Here is a 17,856-nt window from a genome sequence, read left to right as displayed (position 1 = left end):
GTGGTTTATAGGCAATTATAGGTCGACTATAGATCGATTATAGGGAGCGTAAAGGTGATGGGGCGCATAGCGCCCCTCGGTCACTCAAGCCGGCTCTAATGCCTCGACCACCTTCCCACGGCTCAGGTGCACCACCTTGTCCGCCGTATCGAAGTACCGGTCATCATGCGAGATCACGATGATGGTCTTGCCCAAACGCTTCAGGTCCGGCAACAGCTCGGTGTAGAACACCCGGCGGAAGGTTGGGTCCTGGTCCGCCGCCCACTCATCGAACACCAGTACCGGCCGCCCATCCAGCCAGGCATTGACCAGCGCCAGGCGCTTGCGTTGCCCGGTCGACAAGTCGGTGGTGGTGAAGGCGCCATCGCGTACGCTGACCTTGTGGGCAATTTCCAGCCGTTCCAGGTAACGCGTGGCATCGCTGGGCAGGCTGTGCTCGTGCTCGGGCAGGTCTTCGAACAGGTAGTAATCGGCGAACACGGTGGTGAACAGCTGGCGATAGTCGTCCAGCGCCTCCGGGCCGACGGCCTTGCCGTTCAGGCGCACTTCACCGCGTTGTGGGCGTACAGGCCCAGTAGCAGCTTGATCAGCGAAGTCTTGCCGCAGCCGTTTTCCCCGACGATGAACAGGATTTCGCCCGGTTCGATGCTCAGGTTCACAGGCCCAACGCGAAACGGCTCGTTGCCGTCCACGGGTGGGTACGCGTATTCGACGTTGTGCAGCTCCAGGTGCGCGGTAGCCGGGGTTTCGCGCTTGACCGGCGGCTCCAGCAGCAGGTGCGGTTCGGGCGAGGAGAAGCGTTCGGACAGGTCGGCTATACGGCGGAACGCCACCTGGGCGCGGCCGAGGATCGGCAGGTTGCCGATCAGCGTTTCCAGCGGGCCTTTCATGTACAGCAGCACCAGCACGAAACCGCTCATCACCGCCGGGTCATTGCTCGGCCACAGCGATTGCAAGGCCAGGGTCAGGCCGATGACCACGAAGAACAGCATCGACCCCAGGCTCTTGGCCGCCACGAAGATGTTGATGGCGCGGATGTGAGTGTTGGCGATGAAGTCGGCGGTGCCCTGGATGTTGCGCGTCAGCATGGCATGGCGGCGACGGCGGTCGATGCGCAGCTCCTTGGCCCCTTCGGCAATGGCCGAATAGTGCTTCTGCAGGTTGTCTTCGGCATCGCGGGCGGCGTTGAAGCCAGCCACGCCTTTTTGCCGTGCCACGTACTGGATGCCGCTGCCGATGCCGATGGCTGCCAGGGTGATGAGGAAGATCGGCCACGACAGCCACGCCAGGTAGGCCATGCAACCGGTTACCGTGGTGAGCGAAATGGCCAGCGGTGCAAAGGCGAAGGCAAAGTCGCTGATGGTGTCGACGTCGCGGGTCAGCACGGGGATCAGGCGGTGGGTGCGGTAGCGCTCGATCTGCTCGATCGGTGCCGACAGCACCTTGGCGCCCAGGTCCTTGCGCAACCGGGCAATGACCTTCTGGCCGACGTAGTTGGTGCCGCTGTCGGCCGCCACGCTACTGACCAGGGCCAATACACAGAGGCCGGCAAAGGCCAGGATCACACCCTGGCTCATGCCGCCTTCAGCGTGCAGGCCCTGGTTGACGGTGGCCAGCAGCGCAGTGACGGCCAGGCCGCCGACCATGCCCAGCAGCACCGAGACGATGACCGCCGGGCGGTAAGGTTTGAGCAGGCCCAGCAGTTCGCGGATGGCCCCGGGGGAGGAGGTTTTCATGAAGCGTGATCTCGCTGGTGAAAGTGGGGGGCGGGGTCAGCTACCAAGGGTCAGGGTGCCCTTCATCAGGGTGCTGTGGAACGGGAACGAGCAGTAGAAGCTGTAGTCGGTACCGGCCTTCAGCGCCTTGGTATCGAGGGTGACGCTGTCCTTCTCGCCACCACCGATCAGGCGGGTATGAGCGATCACCCGTGTGTCGCCAGGCTTGACGTAGTCCTGCGCCTCGCCGGCCTTCAGGCCGTCATCCAGTACGCCCTGCATGTCGGCCTGGGTGCTCAATACCCAGTTGTGGCCCATCACGTTCTTGGGCATGTCGCCTGGGTGGGTGAGGGTAACGGTGAACGTGGTGCAGGTTTTGGGCACGCTGATGGCGGCCTTGTCGAAGGTCATCTGGTCGGTGCCGTGGATTTCCATGGCGCATGGCTCCGCCGACCAGGCGGCAGGGGCCGTGGCGAGCAGGGCTAGGAGCAGAAGCTGGCGAGTCATGTACGGTTCCTGGGCGATAAAAGGGTGCACATCGTTCAGACGAACCGGCACGCGCTGGCTTTACCTGTGAGTGCTGCCCTGGTGAATTTCCCGCGGGCCCGCTCGTTCACCTAGTCAGGCGCCGTGATGGCGCACAACCCGATTTCGCCGCCAACGCGGCCCTGGCTTGAGGTGACCGTACATGAGTGAACTGCTGAGCTTTGCCATCGAACCGCTGGACGCTGCGCGCGGCAACCTGCCGCTGCTGGTGCGCGCACCGGAGCCGGGGATCGACCTGCTGGAGGCTTTTACCGAATTGCAGCCGCTGGTGGATCGGCACCTGCTGCAGGCTGGCGGCATCCTGTTCCGCGGCTTCGAGGTGGGTGGCGCCGAAGCCTTCCGCCAGTTTGCCGCCTCCTTCGGTCACCCACTGCTCAACTACGAGTTCGGTTCTACCCCCGCAGCAACGTGACCAAAGGCGTGTACACCTCAACCGAATACCCGGCGCACCAGAGCATTCCCCTGCACAACGAGCAGGCCTACACCCTGGAATGGCCGATGAAGATCTGGTTCTACAGCGTCATCCCCGCCGAGACCGGCGGCGAAACGCCAATTGCCGATAGCCGCGAGGTGTACCGACGCATGCCGGCGCGCATTCGCCAGCGCTTGGAGGAGAAAGGGCTGATGTATGTGCGCAACTATGGCAACGGCCTGGATGTGGAGTGGTCGCAGGTGTTCAACACCGAAGACCCGCGCCAGGTCGAGGCGTACTGCCGGGCGCATGCCATCGAGTGCATCTGGAAGGACGACGGCGAGCTGCGCACGCGCCAGCGCTGCCAGGTGGTGGCGCGCCATCCGGTAACCGGGGATGACGTGTGGTTCAACCAGGCCCACCTGTTCCATGTGTCGAACCTGCAGCCAGAGGTGCGTGAATCGCTGATGGACATTGTCGAGGAAGAGGACCTGCCACGTAACGTGTATTACGGCGACGGTACGACCATCGAGGATTCGTTGCTCGATGAAGTGCGCGGGGTGCTGGATGAATGCACCATCAGCTTCCCCTGGCTGACAAACGATGTGCTGATGCTCGACAACATGCTCGCGGCCCACGCCCGCTCGCCGTTTACCGGTAAGCGCAAGGTGGTGGTGGCGATGGCCGAGGGGCACAGCGAGGTGTTGGGCTGATAGGTGTTTGTCGTGGGAGGTGCAGCGCCTGTGAGATCGAGCGCCGCCCGCGCGGCGCTCGATCTCACAGGCGCCAAATTCCCAACGGCGGGCCCCTGGTGGCCCTGCTTCAATCCCCCCTAAATCAGCCCCCCATGCCTTCGTCTGACAGTTACCGCTCGACTGCCAGGACACCGCTCGACATGAATGCTGATCAAACGCTCAAGCTCGCCCGCCGCTTCATCGAACTCAGCCCCGACAAGCGCCGCCTGTTCCTCAAGGCGCTGCAGGGCGAGGGCATGGATTTTTCCGTGCTGCCGATCGCGCACGGGTGGAGGTGGCCGAGCGCGACCAGCTGTCGTATGCCCAGCGGCGCATGTGGTTCCTCTGGCAGCTCGACCCGCAGGGCGCAGCGTACAACCTGCCGATGGCCGTGCGCCTGCATGGTCCACTTGACCTGGCCGCTCTACAGCAGGCTTTCGATGCCCTGGTGGCGCGCCACGAAACCCTGCGCACTCGGTTTGTCGCCGACGGCGATGACGTGCGCCAGCAAGTAGACGCCGTGGCTGCTCCGTTGCAGCTGCGCCAGGACGCCTTGGCCAGCTTGGACGAAACCGCCCGCCAGGCCGCGGTCGAACGCATCGCCGAAGCCGAAGCTCTGGCCCCGTTCGACCTGGCCAGTGGCCCATTGCTGCGCGTACGCCTGCTGCAACTGGCCGCACAGGAGCATGTACTGCTGCTGACCCTGCACCACATCGTCGCCGACGGCTGGTCGATGAACGTGCTGATCGATGAATTCCTGCACCTGTACGAGGCCGCCGTAGCCGGCACCGAGGCCACACTCGACGCGCTGCCAATCCAATATCGCGACTTCGCCCTGTGGCAACGCAGCTGGCTGGAGGCTGGCGAGCAGGAGCGCCAGCTGGCCTACTGGCAGGCCCGCCTGGGCGAGGACCATTCGCCGCTGGAGCTGCCACTGGATCGTGCCCGCCAAGGCCGGCCCAGCTACCGGGGCGCGCGCCACGAATTCCCCGTCGCCGCAGACGTTGCCGAGCGCCTGCGCGGTGTGGCGCGCAAGCACAACGTCACCCTGTTCATGGTGTTGCTGGCTGCCTTCAAGCTGCTGTTGCAGCGCTACAGCGGTCAGGCCGCGATCCGCGTCGGCGTGCCCATCGCCAACCGCAACCGTGCAGAAGGCCAAGGGCTGATTGGCTGCTTCATCAACACCCAGGTGCTGCACACCGAGATCGACCCGCTGCTGGATATCGCCGGCCTGCTGCAGCGCGTGCGCGAAACCGCCGTGGGTGCACAAAGCCACCAGGACTTGCCCTTCGAGCAGTTGGTCGAAGCCCTGGACCTGCCGCGCAGCAGCGAAAGCCCGCTCTTTCGTGTGCTGTTCAACCACCAAGCGCAGGTGGCGGATGTGCAGGCCATCGAGACTCGCTCCGGCCTGAGCCTGGCGCCCATTGCCCTGGAGAAGCACAGCGCACGCTTCGACCTGGCGTTGGACACCCACGAACGCGCCGGGCAGTTGCATGCCGCGTTCACCTACGCGACGGATGTATTCGAGGCGGCCACCATCGAAGCCCTTGGCGAGCAGTGGCTGGCGCTGGTGCAGGCGCTGGCTGCCGAAACGGCTGGTGCTGTAGGCGAGCTGGCATTGCCGGGTCTGGCCGCAACCCTGGGCGCCCCCGCGCAGGCCGCCGAGTCGCCCAGTGTGCAGCAACGCTTTGCTGCAGCCGCCAGTCGTCACCCCGAGCGCATCGCGGTAGTGGCTGCGGGCGAACAGGCGAGCTTCGCCGAACTCGATGCCCGCGCCGAGGCCATTGCCAGCCGCCTGGTCAAAGCCGGGGTAGGGCCAGACACACTGGTTGGCGTACTGGCCGACCGCAGCGTCGGCATGCTCGCCAGCATTCTGGGGGTACTCAAGGCGGGGGCGCCTACCTGCCGCTGGAGCCCGAGCAGCCGGCTGAGCGCCTCGCCTACATGCTGACCGACAGCGGCACCCGCCGGGTGCTGGCCCCCGGTAACTGGCAGGCCGAGTTGCCCGCGGCTGTGCAGCACCTTGACTGGGCGCAAGCGGGCAACGGCAGCGTCGCACGCACCGCGCCGGCTGCGGCAAACCTGGCCTATGTGATCTACACCTCTGGCACCACCGGCCAGCCCAAGGGCGTGGCGATCAGCCACGGCGCCCTGGCCAACTATGTCGATGGCATGAGCGCGCGCCTGCCTGTCGAGCGAATCCGCAGCATGGCCCAGGTCTCGACCCCGGCTGCCGACCTTGGCCACACCATGCTGTTCGGCGCACTGTGCGGCGGCCACACCTTGCACCTGTTGCTGCGCGAACAGGTGCTGGATGCCGAAGGTTTCGCCGCGTACCTGGCCGAACACCAGGTGGATGCCCTGAAGATCGTGCCTTCACACCTGGAGGCCATGCTGGTGGCTGGCCGCGCGGCGCTGCCGAGCCAGTGCCTGGTATTGGGTGGCGAGGCCATCAGCCCAGGCCTGCTGGGCAAGATCCGCCAACTGGCCCCGGCGCTCAAGGTGTTCAACCACTACGGCCCGACCGAAACCACCGTCGGCGTGCTGGTTGCCGAACTGAGCGAACAAAGCAGCCTCGGCCAGCCGTTGGCCAACACCCGCGTGGCAGTGCTTGACCGCTGCCTGCAGCCACTGCCGGCCAAGGCCAAGGGCGAGCTGTACATAGGCGGTGCAGGCCTTGCCCGTGGCTACCTGAACCGCCCGTCGCTCACTGCTGAGCGCTTCGTGCCCGACCCGCACGGCAGCCACGGCCAGCGCCTGTACCGCAGCGGTGACTGGGTACGCCAGGGCAACGACCTGCAATTTGCCGGGCGTATGGATGGCCAGGTGAAGATCCGTGGCTACCGTGTCGAGCTGGCCGAAATCGAAAACCAGCTGCGCGCACTGGACGGTGTGGCCAATGCCCTGGTCCGCGTGCAGGGCCAGGCGCCGCAATTGCAACTGGCTGCCTGGCTGGTGCCCAGTGAAATGCCTGCCGACTGCCAGGCCTGGCAGGATTCGACCCGCGCCACCCTCAAAAGCCGGCTGCCCGAACATATGGTGCCGACCCACTTGATGGTGCTGGAGCACCTGCCGGTCACCGCCAACGGCAAGGTCGACGTCAAGGCGCTGCCCGAGCCGGTCGCCACCCTGCAGGCCTACCAGGCACCAGAGAGCCCGCTGCAAGTGCAGTTGGCAACGATCTGGGCCGAAGTCCTGCAAGTGCCGCAGGTTGGCCTGACCGACAACTTCTTTGCCCTCGGTGGCCATTCGCTGCTTGCAACCCAGGCCGTATCTCGCGTGCGCAAGCAGTTGGGCGTAGATATCCCGCTGCGCACCCTGTTCGACACCGTCGACCTGCTGGCCTTCGCCCAGGCGGTGGCGGAGGGCGAGAAGGGCACGGGCCTGGACATCGAAATCCTCGACCGCCAGCAGCCGCTGCCGGTGTCCCGTTCGCAGAACCGCCAGTGGTTGTTCTGGAAGCTCAACCCACAAAGCCTGGCCTACAACACGCCGATGGCCGTGCGCATGCAGGGCAACCTCGATCGTTCGGCGGTGCAGGCCGCACTGGATGCACTGGTGGCCCGCCACGAGTCACTGCGCACGGTGTTCGTCGAAGCCGACGGCTTGCCGTGGCAGCGCATCCTGCCAGCCGCCACGGTGCCGATCGGCTTCGAAGACCTCAGCGGCCAGGACCACGCGGCGCAGCTGCGCAAGCTGGAAGCCGAAGCCTTTGTCCCGTTCGACCTGGAGCATGGGCCTCTGCTGCGTGCCCGTCTGTTCAAGGTGAATGCGCAAGAGCACCTGTTGTCGCTGACCCTGCATCACATCGTCTCCGATGGCTGGTCGATGAGCCTGCTGGTGCGCGAGTTCGCTGCCGTCTACAACGCGGCGGCCACAGGCCGGCAGCAGACCATCGAACCCTTGCCGGTGCAGTACGCCGACTTCGCCGCGTGGCAGCGCAAGTGGCTGGCCGAAGGGCAGATGCAGGCGCAGATCGATTACTGGAAGGCCCGCCTGGAAGACGACTTCGAAGTGCTCGAACTGCCCGCCGACCGCATTCGCCCGCAGGTCAAGAGCTACCAGGGCAGCCGCTTCGACGTGCGCCTGCCGCTGGCCCTGACCGAGCGCCTGCGGGCCCTGGCAGTGGCGTCCAACGCCACGCTTTTCCATGTATTCCTGGCGGCCTATGCCATCGTACTGTCGCGTTACAGCCGCAAGGACACGTTGAACATCGGGGTACCCGTCACCAACCGCAACCGCCTGGAGCTGGAGGGGCTGATCGGCTTCTTCATCAACGTGGTGGTAGCCCGCATCGGCGTCGATGGCAGCCAGCCGTTCCCGCAACTGCTGGCGGCGATCAAGGAAACCACCTTGCAGGCTCAGGCCAACAAAGATGTGCCGTTCCTTGAAGTGGCCGAGGCGCTGTACCCGGACCGCGACCAGGGTGTGAACCCGTTCTTCCAGGTGCTGTACAACCACTTGCGCGACCTGGGTGAGCAGGTATCCAGCGATGCCCTGCACGGCTTGCAGGTCAAGGAAGTGGACCTGCTGGAGCCCGGTGCGCAGTACGACATCTCGCTCAACACGCTGGAACGTTCCGATGGGGTGACGGCCTCGTTCAACTACTCCACCGACCTGTTCGACGCCGCACGCATCGAACGCATGGCCGGTCATTGGCAGGCGTTGCTGGAAGCTATCTGCGCCGAGCCGCAGCGCTGCATTGGCGAGCTGGGCTTGCTAGGCAGTGCCGAACACCAGCAACTGACCCATGGCTGGAACCCGGCGTCGCAGGCCAGTAGCGGCCTGTGCGCACACCAGTTGCTGGAGCACCAGGCAAGTCTGCGACCAGACGCTGTGGCGTTGATCTTCGACGACCAGCAAATGACCTACGCCGAGCTCGACCGCTGCAGCAACCAGCTGGCGCATCGTTTGCGGGCGCTGGGCGTGGGCCCGGACCGTCTGGTCGGCGTGGCTGTCGAGCGCGGCCTGCGCATGGCCCTGGCGCTGGTTGCCATCCACAAGGCGGGTGGCGCTTATGTGCCGCTGGACCCGGACTACCCGCAGGAGCGCCTGGCCTACATGGTCGAGGACAGCAGCATCGGTTTGTTGCTGGCCGACGTGCCTTCGCGTGAACGCCTGCAGTTGAGCACACCGCTGCCCTGCGTGGTGCTGGAGCCGGGTAACGACTGGCTGAGTGCCTGGCCTGCCGAGCCGCTGGCCAACCTGGCCGCGCCGGAGAACCTGGCCTATGTGATCTATACCTCCGGCTCCACCGGCATGCCCAAGGGCGTGGCCATCGATCACCATGCCTTGTCGGTGTTCTGCCAAGTGGCTGGTGACTATTCGCGGCTGAGCCCGAATGACCGCGTGTTGCAGTTCGCCACCTTCAGTTTCGACGGCTTCATCGAGCAGTTCTTCCCGCCGCTGGCCCAAGGCGCTTGCGTCGTGCTGCGCGATCTGCGGCTGTGGGACACCGCGACTCTGCTGGATGAAATCAACCGCCACGATGTCACCGTAGCCGACCTGCCAGCCGCCTACTGGCGTTTACTGGCACTGGAGCGCCGCGCACCGGAAGCCTATGGCCGGCTGAAGCAGATTCACGTCGGTGGCGAGGCGGTGCCAGAAGACGCCCTGCGTGCCTGGCTGGCCGATGGCCCAACCGCAGTGCGCCTGTTGAACACCTATGGCCCGACCGAAGCCACCGTGGTCGCCACCACCTATGACTGCTCGCAGATGACCCCGCAGCAGATCAGCCAGGGTGGCGTACCCATTGGCCGTGCCATACCAGGCCGCAGCCTGCATGCCCTTGACGATGGCCTGGCGCCAACCCCGGTGGGGGTGCCAGGCGAGCTGTTCATCGGCGGGGCAGGTTGCCTGGCACGCGGTTACCACCAGCGGCCATCGCTGACTGCCGAGCGCTTCATCCCTGACCCGTTCGACCCGGTTGGCGGCGGCCGCCTGTACCGCACCGGTGACCTGGGTTGCTATGACGAAAACGGCCAGCTGGCCTATCGCGGCCGGGCCGATCACCAGGTGAAAGTGCGCGGCTTTCGCATCGAACTGGGCGAGATCGAGCAGTACCTGCGCGCGCACCCGGACGTGCGCGAAGCCACTGTACTGGCCATCGACCTGCCTGCGGGCAAGCAGCTGTGCGCCTATGCCGTGCCGGTTGAAGGCCATGACGGCGACCTGCGCCTGGCCTTGAAGCACTACCTCAAGGCCAGCCTGCCGGACTACATGATTCCGTCTTATCTGGTGACCCTGCCGAGCATGCCGCTGACCCCAAGCGGCAAGCTCGACCGCAAGGCCCTGCCGCTGCCTGACCCGAGCCAGCCGCAGCATGACTACGAGGCGCCGCAGACCGAGCGGCAACAGCAGTTGGCCAATATCTGGGCGCAATTGCTGAGCGTCGCCAGGGTCGGCTTGAACGACAACTTCTTCGAGCTGGGCGGCCACTCCTTGCTGGCCGCCCAGGCAGTGTCGCGGATCAACGTCGAGCTGGGGCTGGACATCCCACTGCGGCTGATCTTCACCCACCCCGAGTTGCGCGCCTTCGCCCTGGCGCTGGATGAACAGGCCCTGTCGCTGACCGACGATGGCCTGAGCGATATCGAAAAAATGATGAACGCATTCACAGAGGCCTGACATGGAACTCACTGCAGCACAACGCATCGCCCAACGTTTCGTCGGCCTCCCCGTGGAGCAACGCCAGCAGATCCTGGAAAAGATGCAGGCCAGCGGGCAGAGCTTCCGCCTGCTGCCCATCGTGCCGGCACGCCAGGGCCTGGCACGCATTCCGCTGTCGTACGCCCAGCAGCGCCTGTTGTTCCTCTGGCAACTGGAGCCCGACAGCCCGGCCTACAACGTGCCCATTGCCGTACGCCTGAAAGGCGCACTGGACCAGGCGGTGCTGCAACAGGCGCTGGACGCGCTGGTGCAGCGCCACGAATCGCTGCGCACGCGCTTCGCCTCCGTGGAGGGTGAATTCCACCAGGAAATCCTCGACCCGTGCCCGCTGCCCCTGGAGCTGGTGATGTTCGACGGCGAGCCCGACGCAGCATCGCTGAGCGTGGCCGTGGACGCGGCCCTCAAGCAGCCGTTCGACCTGCTGAGCGGGCCGCTGCTGCGGGTGACCTTGCTGCGTGTGGCGGACCAGGAGCACGTACTGGCGCTGAGCATGCATCACATCATCTCCGACGGTTGGTCCAGCGATGTGCTGGTGCAGGAGTTCATCCAGCTGTACACCGCCCTGGCCGAGGGGCGGCAGGCCGATTTGCCGGCTTTGCCGATCCAGTACGCCGACTACGCCATCTGGCAGCGCGCCTGGCTTGAAGCCGGTGAAGCACAGCGCCAGCTGGCCTACTGGCAAGCGCAGTTGGGTGACGAGCAGCCGGTGCTGAGCCTGCCACTGGACTTCGAACGCCCGGCCACGCCAAGCCAGCGCGGTGCGGTGGTGCGCGTGGATATTGCGGGCGAACGGGCCGAGGCCCTGCGCAGCCTGGCACGCAAGGGCGGCCACACGCTGTTCGTGCTGGTACTGGCGGCCATGGCGGTGGTGCTGTCGCGCTACAGCGGCCAGGCCGACATCCGTATCGGTGCACCGAATGCCGGGCGTAACCGCAAGGAACTGGAAGGCCTGATCGGCTTTTTCATCAACACCCAGGTGCTGCGCGTGCAGGTGGACGAGCGCGCCACTTTCACCGCACTGCTGGAACAGGTGAAAGAGGTGATCGGCGGCGCCCAGTCGCACCAGGAGTTGCCGTTCGAGCACCTGGTCGACGCCTTGTTGCCTGAGCGCAACCTGGCCCACAACCCGCTGTTCCAGTTCAAGATCAACCAGCATGTGGCCACCAGTGAGGCGGGGCGTCAGCGCCTGGGCGCGCTGGAGGTGGAAGGCTTTGCCCGTGACGGCGGCGATGCTCGCTTCGACTTGGCCTTCGACTTCGCCGACAAGGCCGACGGTATCGAAGGCTACTTCACCTTCGCCACCGACCTGTTCGAGCAGGCCACCATCGAGCGCATGGCGGTTTCGCTGCGACAGGTACTGGAGGCACTGGTCCGCGACCCGCAGCAGGCGATCGTCGATTGCCCGGAAGTACCAGTAGTGTTGCCAATGGCCGGACAGGCCTATCCACAGGGCGACTTCCTGGGGCTGTGGCGCCAGGCAATGGTTCAAGGCCAGGCGCGCGGCGGCGTGCGTGCGGGTGACCGGTTCATGACCCAGGCCGGGCTGGAGGCCGGGTCCAACCGCCTGGCCAATTACCTGCGCCAGCGCGGTGTTGGCGCAGGCAGCGTCGTTGCCTTGTGCCTGCCGCGCTCCATCGAATGGGTCAGCGCCTTGCTTGCGGTGCTCAAGACCGGTGCGGCCTACCTGCCACTGGACACCCAGCAACCGCAGGAGCGCCTGCAACAACTGCTTGCCGACAGTGCTGCCACAGTGCTGCTGCACGAGCCAGGTGATTCGCGTTTCGTGGGCCTGGATGGCCTGCAGGTGATTGCCTGCGACCACAGCGCCTGGGCAACCTGCAGCGACAGCCCGCTCGACGTGGCAGTCGCCCCCGAACAGCCGGCTTACCTCATCTACACCTCGGGCTCGACCGGGCAGCCGAAAGGCGTGGTGATCAGCCATGGGGCGCTGGCCAGTTATACCCAGGCGGTGCTGGAGCGCCTGCAATTGCCGGCAGAGGCAAGCATGGCAATGGTCTCCACCACGGCGGCCGACCTTGGCCATACCGTGCTGTTCGGCGCCTTGGCCTCGGGCCGCCTGCTGCACTTGCTGCCACAGGAATTGGCTTTCGACCCGGATGGTTTCGCCAGTTACATGGCGCAGCACCAGGTTGGCGTGCTGAAACTGGTGCCGAGCCACCTGCAAGGCTTGCTGCAAGCAGCCCGCGCTGCCGATGTGCTGCCTGGCGAAGCGCTGATCCTTGGCGGCGAAGCATGCAGTTGGGGCCTGTTGGAAAAGATCCGCGAGTTGCGCCCTGGTTGCCGGGTGATCAACCACTATGGCCCGACCGAAACCACGGTTGGCGTGCTCACCTTCGAGCCCGGCCAGCCCGTGCCAGGCTGCCGCACGGTGCCGGTCGGCCGCCCACTGGGCAACGCTAGCGCGCAGGTGCTGGATGGCTATCTCAACCCGCTGGCGGCGCATGTGCCCGGCGAGTTGTACCTGGGCGGGCAGGGCGTAGCCCAGGGTTATCTCGGCCAGCCTGGGCTGACGGCCGAACGCTTCGTGCCCACCGAGGACGGTGCCCGCGTGTACCGCACCGGCGACCGTGCGCGGCTGACTGCCGATGGCCTGATCGAGTTCATCGGCCGTGCCGACGACCAGGTGAAGATTCGTGGCTACCGCGTGGAGCCGGGCGAAGTGGCTCGCCTACTGGCGGGCTTGCCCGCAGTCCGTGAGGCCGTGGTGCTGGCCCTGCCGCTGGACAGTGATGCCGAGCGCCTGCAACTGGTGGCTTATGTGGTCGCCGAGGCTGGCGTCACCGAGCAGCAACTGCTGGCACAGTTGCAAGCACGCTTGCCTGAGTACATGGTGCCGGCACAGATGCTGCTGCTCGAACGCCTGCCACTGACCGCCAACGGCAAGCTCGACAAGCGCGCACTGCCGGCACCGGGCGCTGTCAGCCGAGGCTTCGTGGCGCCGCAAGGTGAAATCGAAGAGAAGCTGGCCGCCGTATGGGCCGATGTGCTCAAGCTGGAGCGGGTCGGCAGCAGCGACAACTTCTTCGAGCTGGGCGGCGACTCGATCCTCAGCCTGCAGATCATTGCCCGGGCCAAACGCCAGGGCATCAAGATCACCCCCAAGCAGTTGTTCGAACAACAGACCATCGACCAACTGGCGCAGGTGGCCAAGCGTATCGAGGCCAAGCAGCCAGCGGCGGCGCTCGTGGACACGGCTCTCAGCGGCGAGGTAGCCCTGCTGCCGGCCCAGGCGCGGTTCTTCGAGATGGATGTGGCGCAACCGGCGCACTGGAACCAGTCGGTACTGCTCAAACCCGCCAGCCCGGTACAGTTGCAACAGCTGGAGGCCGCCTTGCGTGCGGTGGTCGAGCAGCATGATGCCCTGCGTCTGCGCTTCACCCGTGGCGATGGCCAGTGGCGGGCACGCTTCCAGCCGTTGGGCAGCGCACCGTTGCTGCACCAGCGCCAGTTGGCTGCGCTAGGCGAGCTGGATGCTGCCGGCAACGAGGTACAAGCCAGCCTGAACCTGGAACAGGGGCCATTGCTGCGTGCCGAACTGTTCGATTTCGCCGATGGCCAGCAGCGTTTGCTGCTGGTGGTTCACCATCTTGTGGTCGACGGCGTGTCGTGGCGGGTGCTGCTGGAAGACCTGCAAGAAGCCTACAAGCAATTGCTGAACGGCCAGGCCGTAAACCTGCCCGCCAAGACCGCTGCAGTACAAACCTGGGCCGAACGCCTGGTCGCCCACGCCGGCAGCCCTACGCTGCAAGCCCAGTGCGACTACTGGTTGCAAGCGCTGGCCGACAACAATGCCGAATTGCCACGCGATAATCCGCAGGGCAGCCTGGACAATAGCCATGCCCGCACCGCCGCTACACGGTTGGATGCCGAGCGCACTGCCAAGCTGCTGAAGCAGGCTCCGGCAGCCTACCGCACGCAGATCAACGACCTGCTGCTGACCGCACTGGCGCGCACGCTGTGCCAGTGGAGCACGCAAGACAATGTGTTGGTCCAGCTCGAAGGCCATGGCCGCGAAGACCTGTTCGACGACCTCGACCTAAGCCGCACCGTGGGCTGGTTCACCAGCCTGTTCCCGGTGCGCCTCACGCCGGGCGTGGACCTTGGCCAGTCGATCAAGGCCATCAAGGAGCAACTGCGCGCCGTACCGGACAAAGGCATTGGCTACGGCCTGCTGCGCTACCTCGGCGATGCCCACGTGCGTGGGCAACTGCAACGCGCCGCCCAGGCCCGTGTCACCTTCAACTACCTGGGCCAGTTCGATGCCAGCTTTGCAGGTGAGGCTGGCGCACTGTTCACCCCAAGCGGCGAAAGTGCGGGCCGCACTCAATGTGCAGGCGCGCAGCTAGGCAACTGGCTGAGCATCACTGGTCAGGTGTATGGCGGCGAGCTGTTCCTGGAATGGACCTACAGCGCCGACGTGCACCACCCGGAAACCATCGAAGGCTTGGCTAACGCCTATGAACTGGCCCTGGTCGAGCTGGTCGAGCACTGCTGCGATACCCGCCACCAGGGGGTGACCCCGTCGGACTTCCCGCTGGCCGCGTTGACCCAGGCGCAACTGGACAGCCTGCCGCTGGCGGCAGCGCAGATCGCCGATGTTTACCCCCTGTCGCCCATGCAGCAGGGCATGCTGTTCCACACCCTTTACGACCAGCAGGCCGGCAATTACATCAACCAACTGCGCGTGGAAGTGCAGGGGCTGGATGTGCAACGCTTTCAGCAAGCCTGGCAGGCCACGCTGGACGCCCACGACATCCTGCGCAGCGGTTTTGTCCTGCAGGGTGAGCTGGTGCAGGCCGTACAGGTGGTGCGCCAAGCCGTCGACCTGCCCTTCAGCGAGCACGACTGGCGCGGCCAGCCTGCCCTGGAGCAAGCCCTGCAGACGCTGGCCGAGGGTGAGCGCCAGCGCGGCTTCGACCTGGCCGCCGCGCCGCTGCTGCGTCTGGTTCTGGTGCGCACCGGCGATGCCAGCCACCACCTGATCTACACCAACCACCATATCCTCATGGACGGCTGGAGCACTTCGCGCCTGTTGGGTGAAGTGCTGCAACGCTATGCAGGTGTGGCGCCGCAAGCGCCGGCCACGCATTACCGCGACTACATCGCCTGGCTGCAAGGCCAGGACGCAGCCGTTGCCGAAGCGTTCTGGAAGGCCCAGCTTGCCACGCTGGACGAGCCGACCCGCCTGGCCCAGGCCATTGCCGGCAGTGCTGGCGCCGGTGGTAGTGGCTACGGCGACTACCGCCTGGCCTTCGACCGCGTGCAGACCGCACGCATCGAAGCCTTCGCCCGGGCCAATCGGGTCACGGTCAACACCTTGGTGCAGTCTGCGTGGCTGCTGTTGCTGCAGCGCTGCACCGGCCAGGCCAGCGTGTGTTTCGGCGCCACCGTGGCCGGGCGCCCAGCAGACCTGCCAGGCGTGGAAGAGCAGATCGGCCTGTTTATCAACACCTTGCCGGTGATCGGCGCGCCGCGTGCCGAGCAGCGCGTGGCCGAGTGGATCGGCCAGGTGCAGGCCGGCAACCTGGCCGTGCGCGAGTTCGAGCACACGCCGCTGTACGACGTGCAGCGCTGGGCGGGGCAGGGCGGCGAAGCGCTGTTCGATAGCATCCTGGTGTTCGAAAACTACCCGGTGGCCGAAGCGTTGCAACAGGGCGCGCCGGGTGGCCTGCGCTTTGGCGACGTCGCGGTGCAGGAGCAGACCAACTACCCGCTGACCCTGGTGGTGGAACTGGGCGCCACCTTGTCGATGCACTACAGTCACGACCGTGCGCTGTGGAGCGACGAGACGATCGGCCGCCTGGCTGGCCACTTTGCCAACTTGCTGCAGGCGCTGGTCGAGCGTCCAGATGCCGTTATCGGCGAGCTGCCAATGCTGGGCCAAGCGGAACAACAACGAATGGTCGAAGGCTGGAACGATACCCAGGCCGCGTACCCGGATGAGCGCAGCATTCATCAGCTGATCGAGGCCCAGGTGTTCGCCACCCCGGACGCCCCGGCGCTGGTGTTTGGCGAGCAGAGCCTGAGCTATGCCGAACTGAATGGCCGTGCCAACCAGCTGGCGCACAAGCTGCGCGAACAGGGCGTTGGCCCCGATGTGCTGGTGGGCATCGCCATGCAGCGCAGCCTGGAGATGGTCATCGGCCTGCTGGGTATCGTGAAAGCCGGCGGCGCTTACGTGCCGCTGGACCCTGAGTACCCGCAGGACCGCCTGAGCTACATGTTCGACGACAGCGGCATTGCCTTGCTGCTGACCCAGTCGCACCTGCGCGAGACCCTGCCGATTCCAGCCGGCCTGCGCAGCCTGGACCTGGATACCGAGGACCTGAGCAGCTATAGCGATGCCAACTTAAACTTCGACGTGGCGCCGCTGAACCTGGCCTACGTGATCTACACCTCCGGCTCCACCGGCCGCCCGAAAGGCGCCGGCAACAGCCATCAGGCCCTGGTCAACCGCCTGTGGTGGATGCAGAAGGCCTATGGCCTGGACGCCAGCGACAGTGTGCTGCAGAAGACCCCGTTCAGCTTCGACGTGTCGGTGTGGGAGTTCTTCTGGCCGCTGATGACCGGTGCCCGCCTGGTCATGGCCCAGCCGGGTGCTCATCGCGACCCGCAATTGTTGGTGGAAACCATCAATCACCATGGCATCAGTACGCTGCACTTCGTGCCGTCGATGCTGCAGGCGTTCATGACCCACGAAGCGGTCGAGAGCTGCGTCAGCCTCAAGCGCGTGGTGTGCAGCGGTGAAGCGCTGCCGGCCGAGCTGGCGCGCCAAACCTTGCAACGCCTGCCAGCGGCGGGCCTGTACAACCTCTACGGCCCGACCGAAGCGGCCATCGACGTCACTCACTGGACCTGCCAGCCAGACGAAAGCATCAGCGTGCCGATCGGCCAGCCGATCGACAACCTGAAAACCCACATCCTGGAAGGCAGCCTGCAACCCGCCGTGCGCGGCAGTGCCGGCGAGCTGTACCTGGGCGGCGTGGGCCTGGCCCGTGGTTATCACCAGCGGCCAGCACTGACCGCCGAACGCTTCGTGCCGGACCCGTTCATCGACAACGGTGGCCGCCTGTACCGTACCGGCGACCTGGCGCGCTACCGCGCCGACGGCGTGATCGACTATGCCGGGCGTATCGACCACCAGGTGAAGATCCGTGGCCTGCGCATCGAGCTGGGCGAGATCGAAGCGCGCCTGCTGGAGCTGCCGAGCGTGCAGGAAGCCGTGGTGCTGGCCCAGGACGGGCCGAACGGCCAGCAACTGGTGGGCTACGTGGTGCCTGCCGACAGCACGCAAGACCAAAGCGCATTGCGCGACAGCCTGCGCGAGGCCCTCAAGGTTGGCCTGCCGGACTACATGGTGCCGGCGCACCTGCTGCTGCTCGGCAAGCTGCCGGTGACGCCGAACGGCAAGCTGGACCGCAAGGCCCTGCCGCAGCCGGATGCCAGCTTGCTGCAGCGTGAATACGTTGCTCCACAGAGCCAGCTGGAGCAGCAGATCGCGGCGATCTGGGCGGATGTGCTGAAACTGGAAAGGGTTGGGCTGACCGATAACTTCTTCCAACTCGGCGGGCATTCGCTGTTGGCCACACAAGCGGTGGCGCGCCTGCAGATGGAACTGGGGGCCGAGACACCACTGGCCCTGATTTTCCAGACCGACAACCTACGCGATTACGCCGCCGCGGTCAGCGCTGCAAGCACTGACCGCACGGCTGACCTGGACGAGTTCCACGACTTCATGAATGAGCTTGAGGCAGTTTGA

General features: G+C 65.6%; 3 protein-coding genes and 3 pseudogenes. 4 read left to right on the top strand and 2 right to left on the bottom strand.

The genetic code is table 11. The features are described from left to right. Positions 1 to 84: 84 nt before the first annotated feature. Positions 85 to 1,736, bottom strand: a pseudogene (locus tag AB5975_02385) (cyclic peptide export ABC transporter). A 36-nt stretch (positions 1,737 to 1,772) separates the two neighbouring features. Continuing rightward, entirely contained in the window at positions 1,773 to 2,222 is a 450-nt protein-coding gene (azu, locus tag AB5975_02380) for an azurin (GenBank protein ID XDR20820.1), read from the bottom strand. 181 nt (positions 2,223 to 2,403) lie between these two features. Here azu and AB5975_02375 point away from each other — a divergent pair. From AB5975_02375 to AB5975_02360, 4 genes and pseudogenes are all read left to right on the top strand, one after another. After that, positions 2,404 to 3,386, top strand: a pseudogene (locus tag AB5975_02375) (TauD/TfdA family dioxygenase). Positions 3,387 to 3,741: 355 nt separating this feature from the next. Beyond that, positions 3,742 to 9,630 (top strand): annotated as a pseudogene (locus AB5975_02370) (condensation domain-containing protein). A 29-nt stretch (positions 9,631 to 9,659) separates the two neighbouring features. Further along, complete coding sequence (locus AB5975_02365) at positions 9,660 to 10,034, top strand: phosphopantetheine-binding protein (GenBank protein XDR22899.1); 375 nt, start codon at positions 9,660 to 9,662, stop codon at positions 10,032 to 10,034. Between the two features lies 1 nt (position 10,035). After that, a complete protein-coding gene (locus AB5975_02360) occupies positions 10,036 to 17,856 on the top strand; it encodes a non-ribosomal peptide synthetase (protein XDR20819.1) in 7,821 nt (2,606 codons plus the stop codon).

The organism is Pseudomonas putida (genome assembly GCA_041071465.1).
Lineage (GTDB): Bacteria > Pseudomonadota > Gammaproteobacteria > Pseudomonadales > Pseudomonadaceae > Aquipseudomonas > Aquipseudomonas putida_P.
Note: the sequence above shows the minus strand (reverse complement) of the source record. Positions and strands in the feature narration are given on the sequence as shown.

What these genes read in the sequence shown, in the direction of transcription:
- AB5975_02360 (XDR20819.1), top strand. Translation starts at nt 10,036, where the DNA reads ATGGAACTCACTGCAGCACAACGCATCGCCCAACGTTTCGTCGGCCTC.
- azu (XDR20820.1), bottom strand. Translation starts at nt 2,222, where the DNA reads ATGACTCGCCAGCTTCTGCTCCTAGCCCTGCTCGCCACGGCCCCTGCC.
- AB5975_02365 (XDR22899.1), top strand. Translation starts at nt 9,660, where the DNA reads ATGCCGCTGACCCCAAGCGGCAAGCTCGACCGCAAGGCCCTGCCGCTG.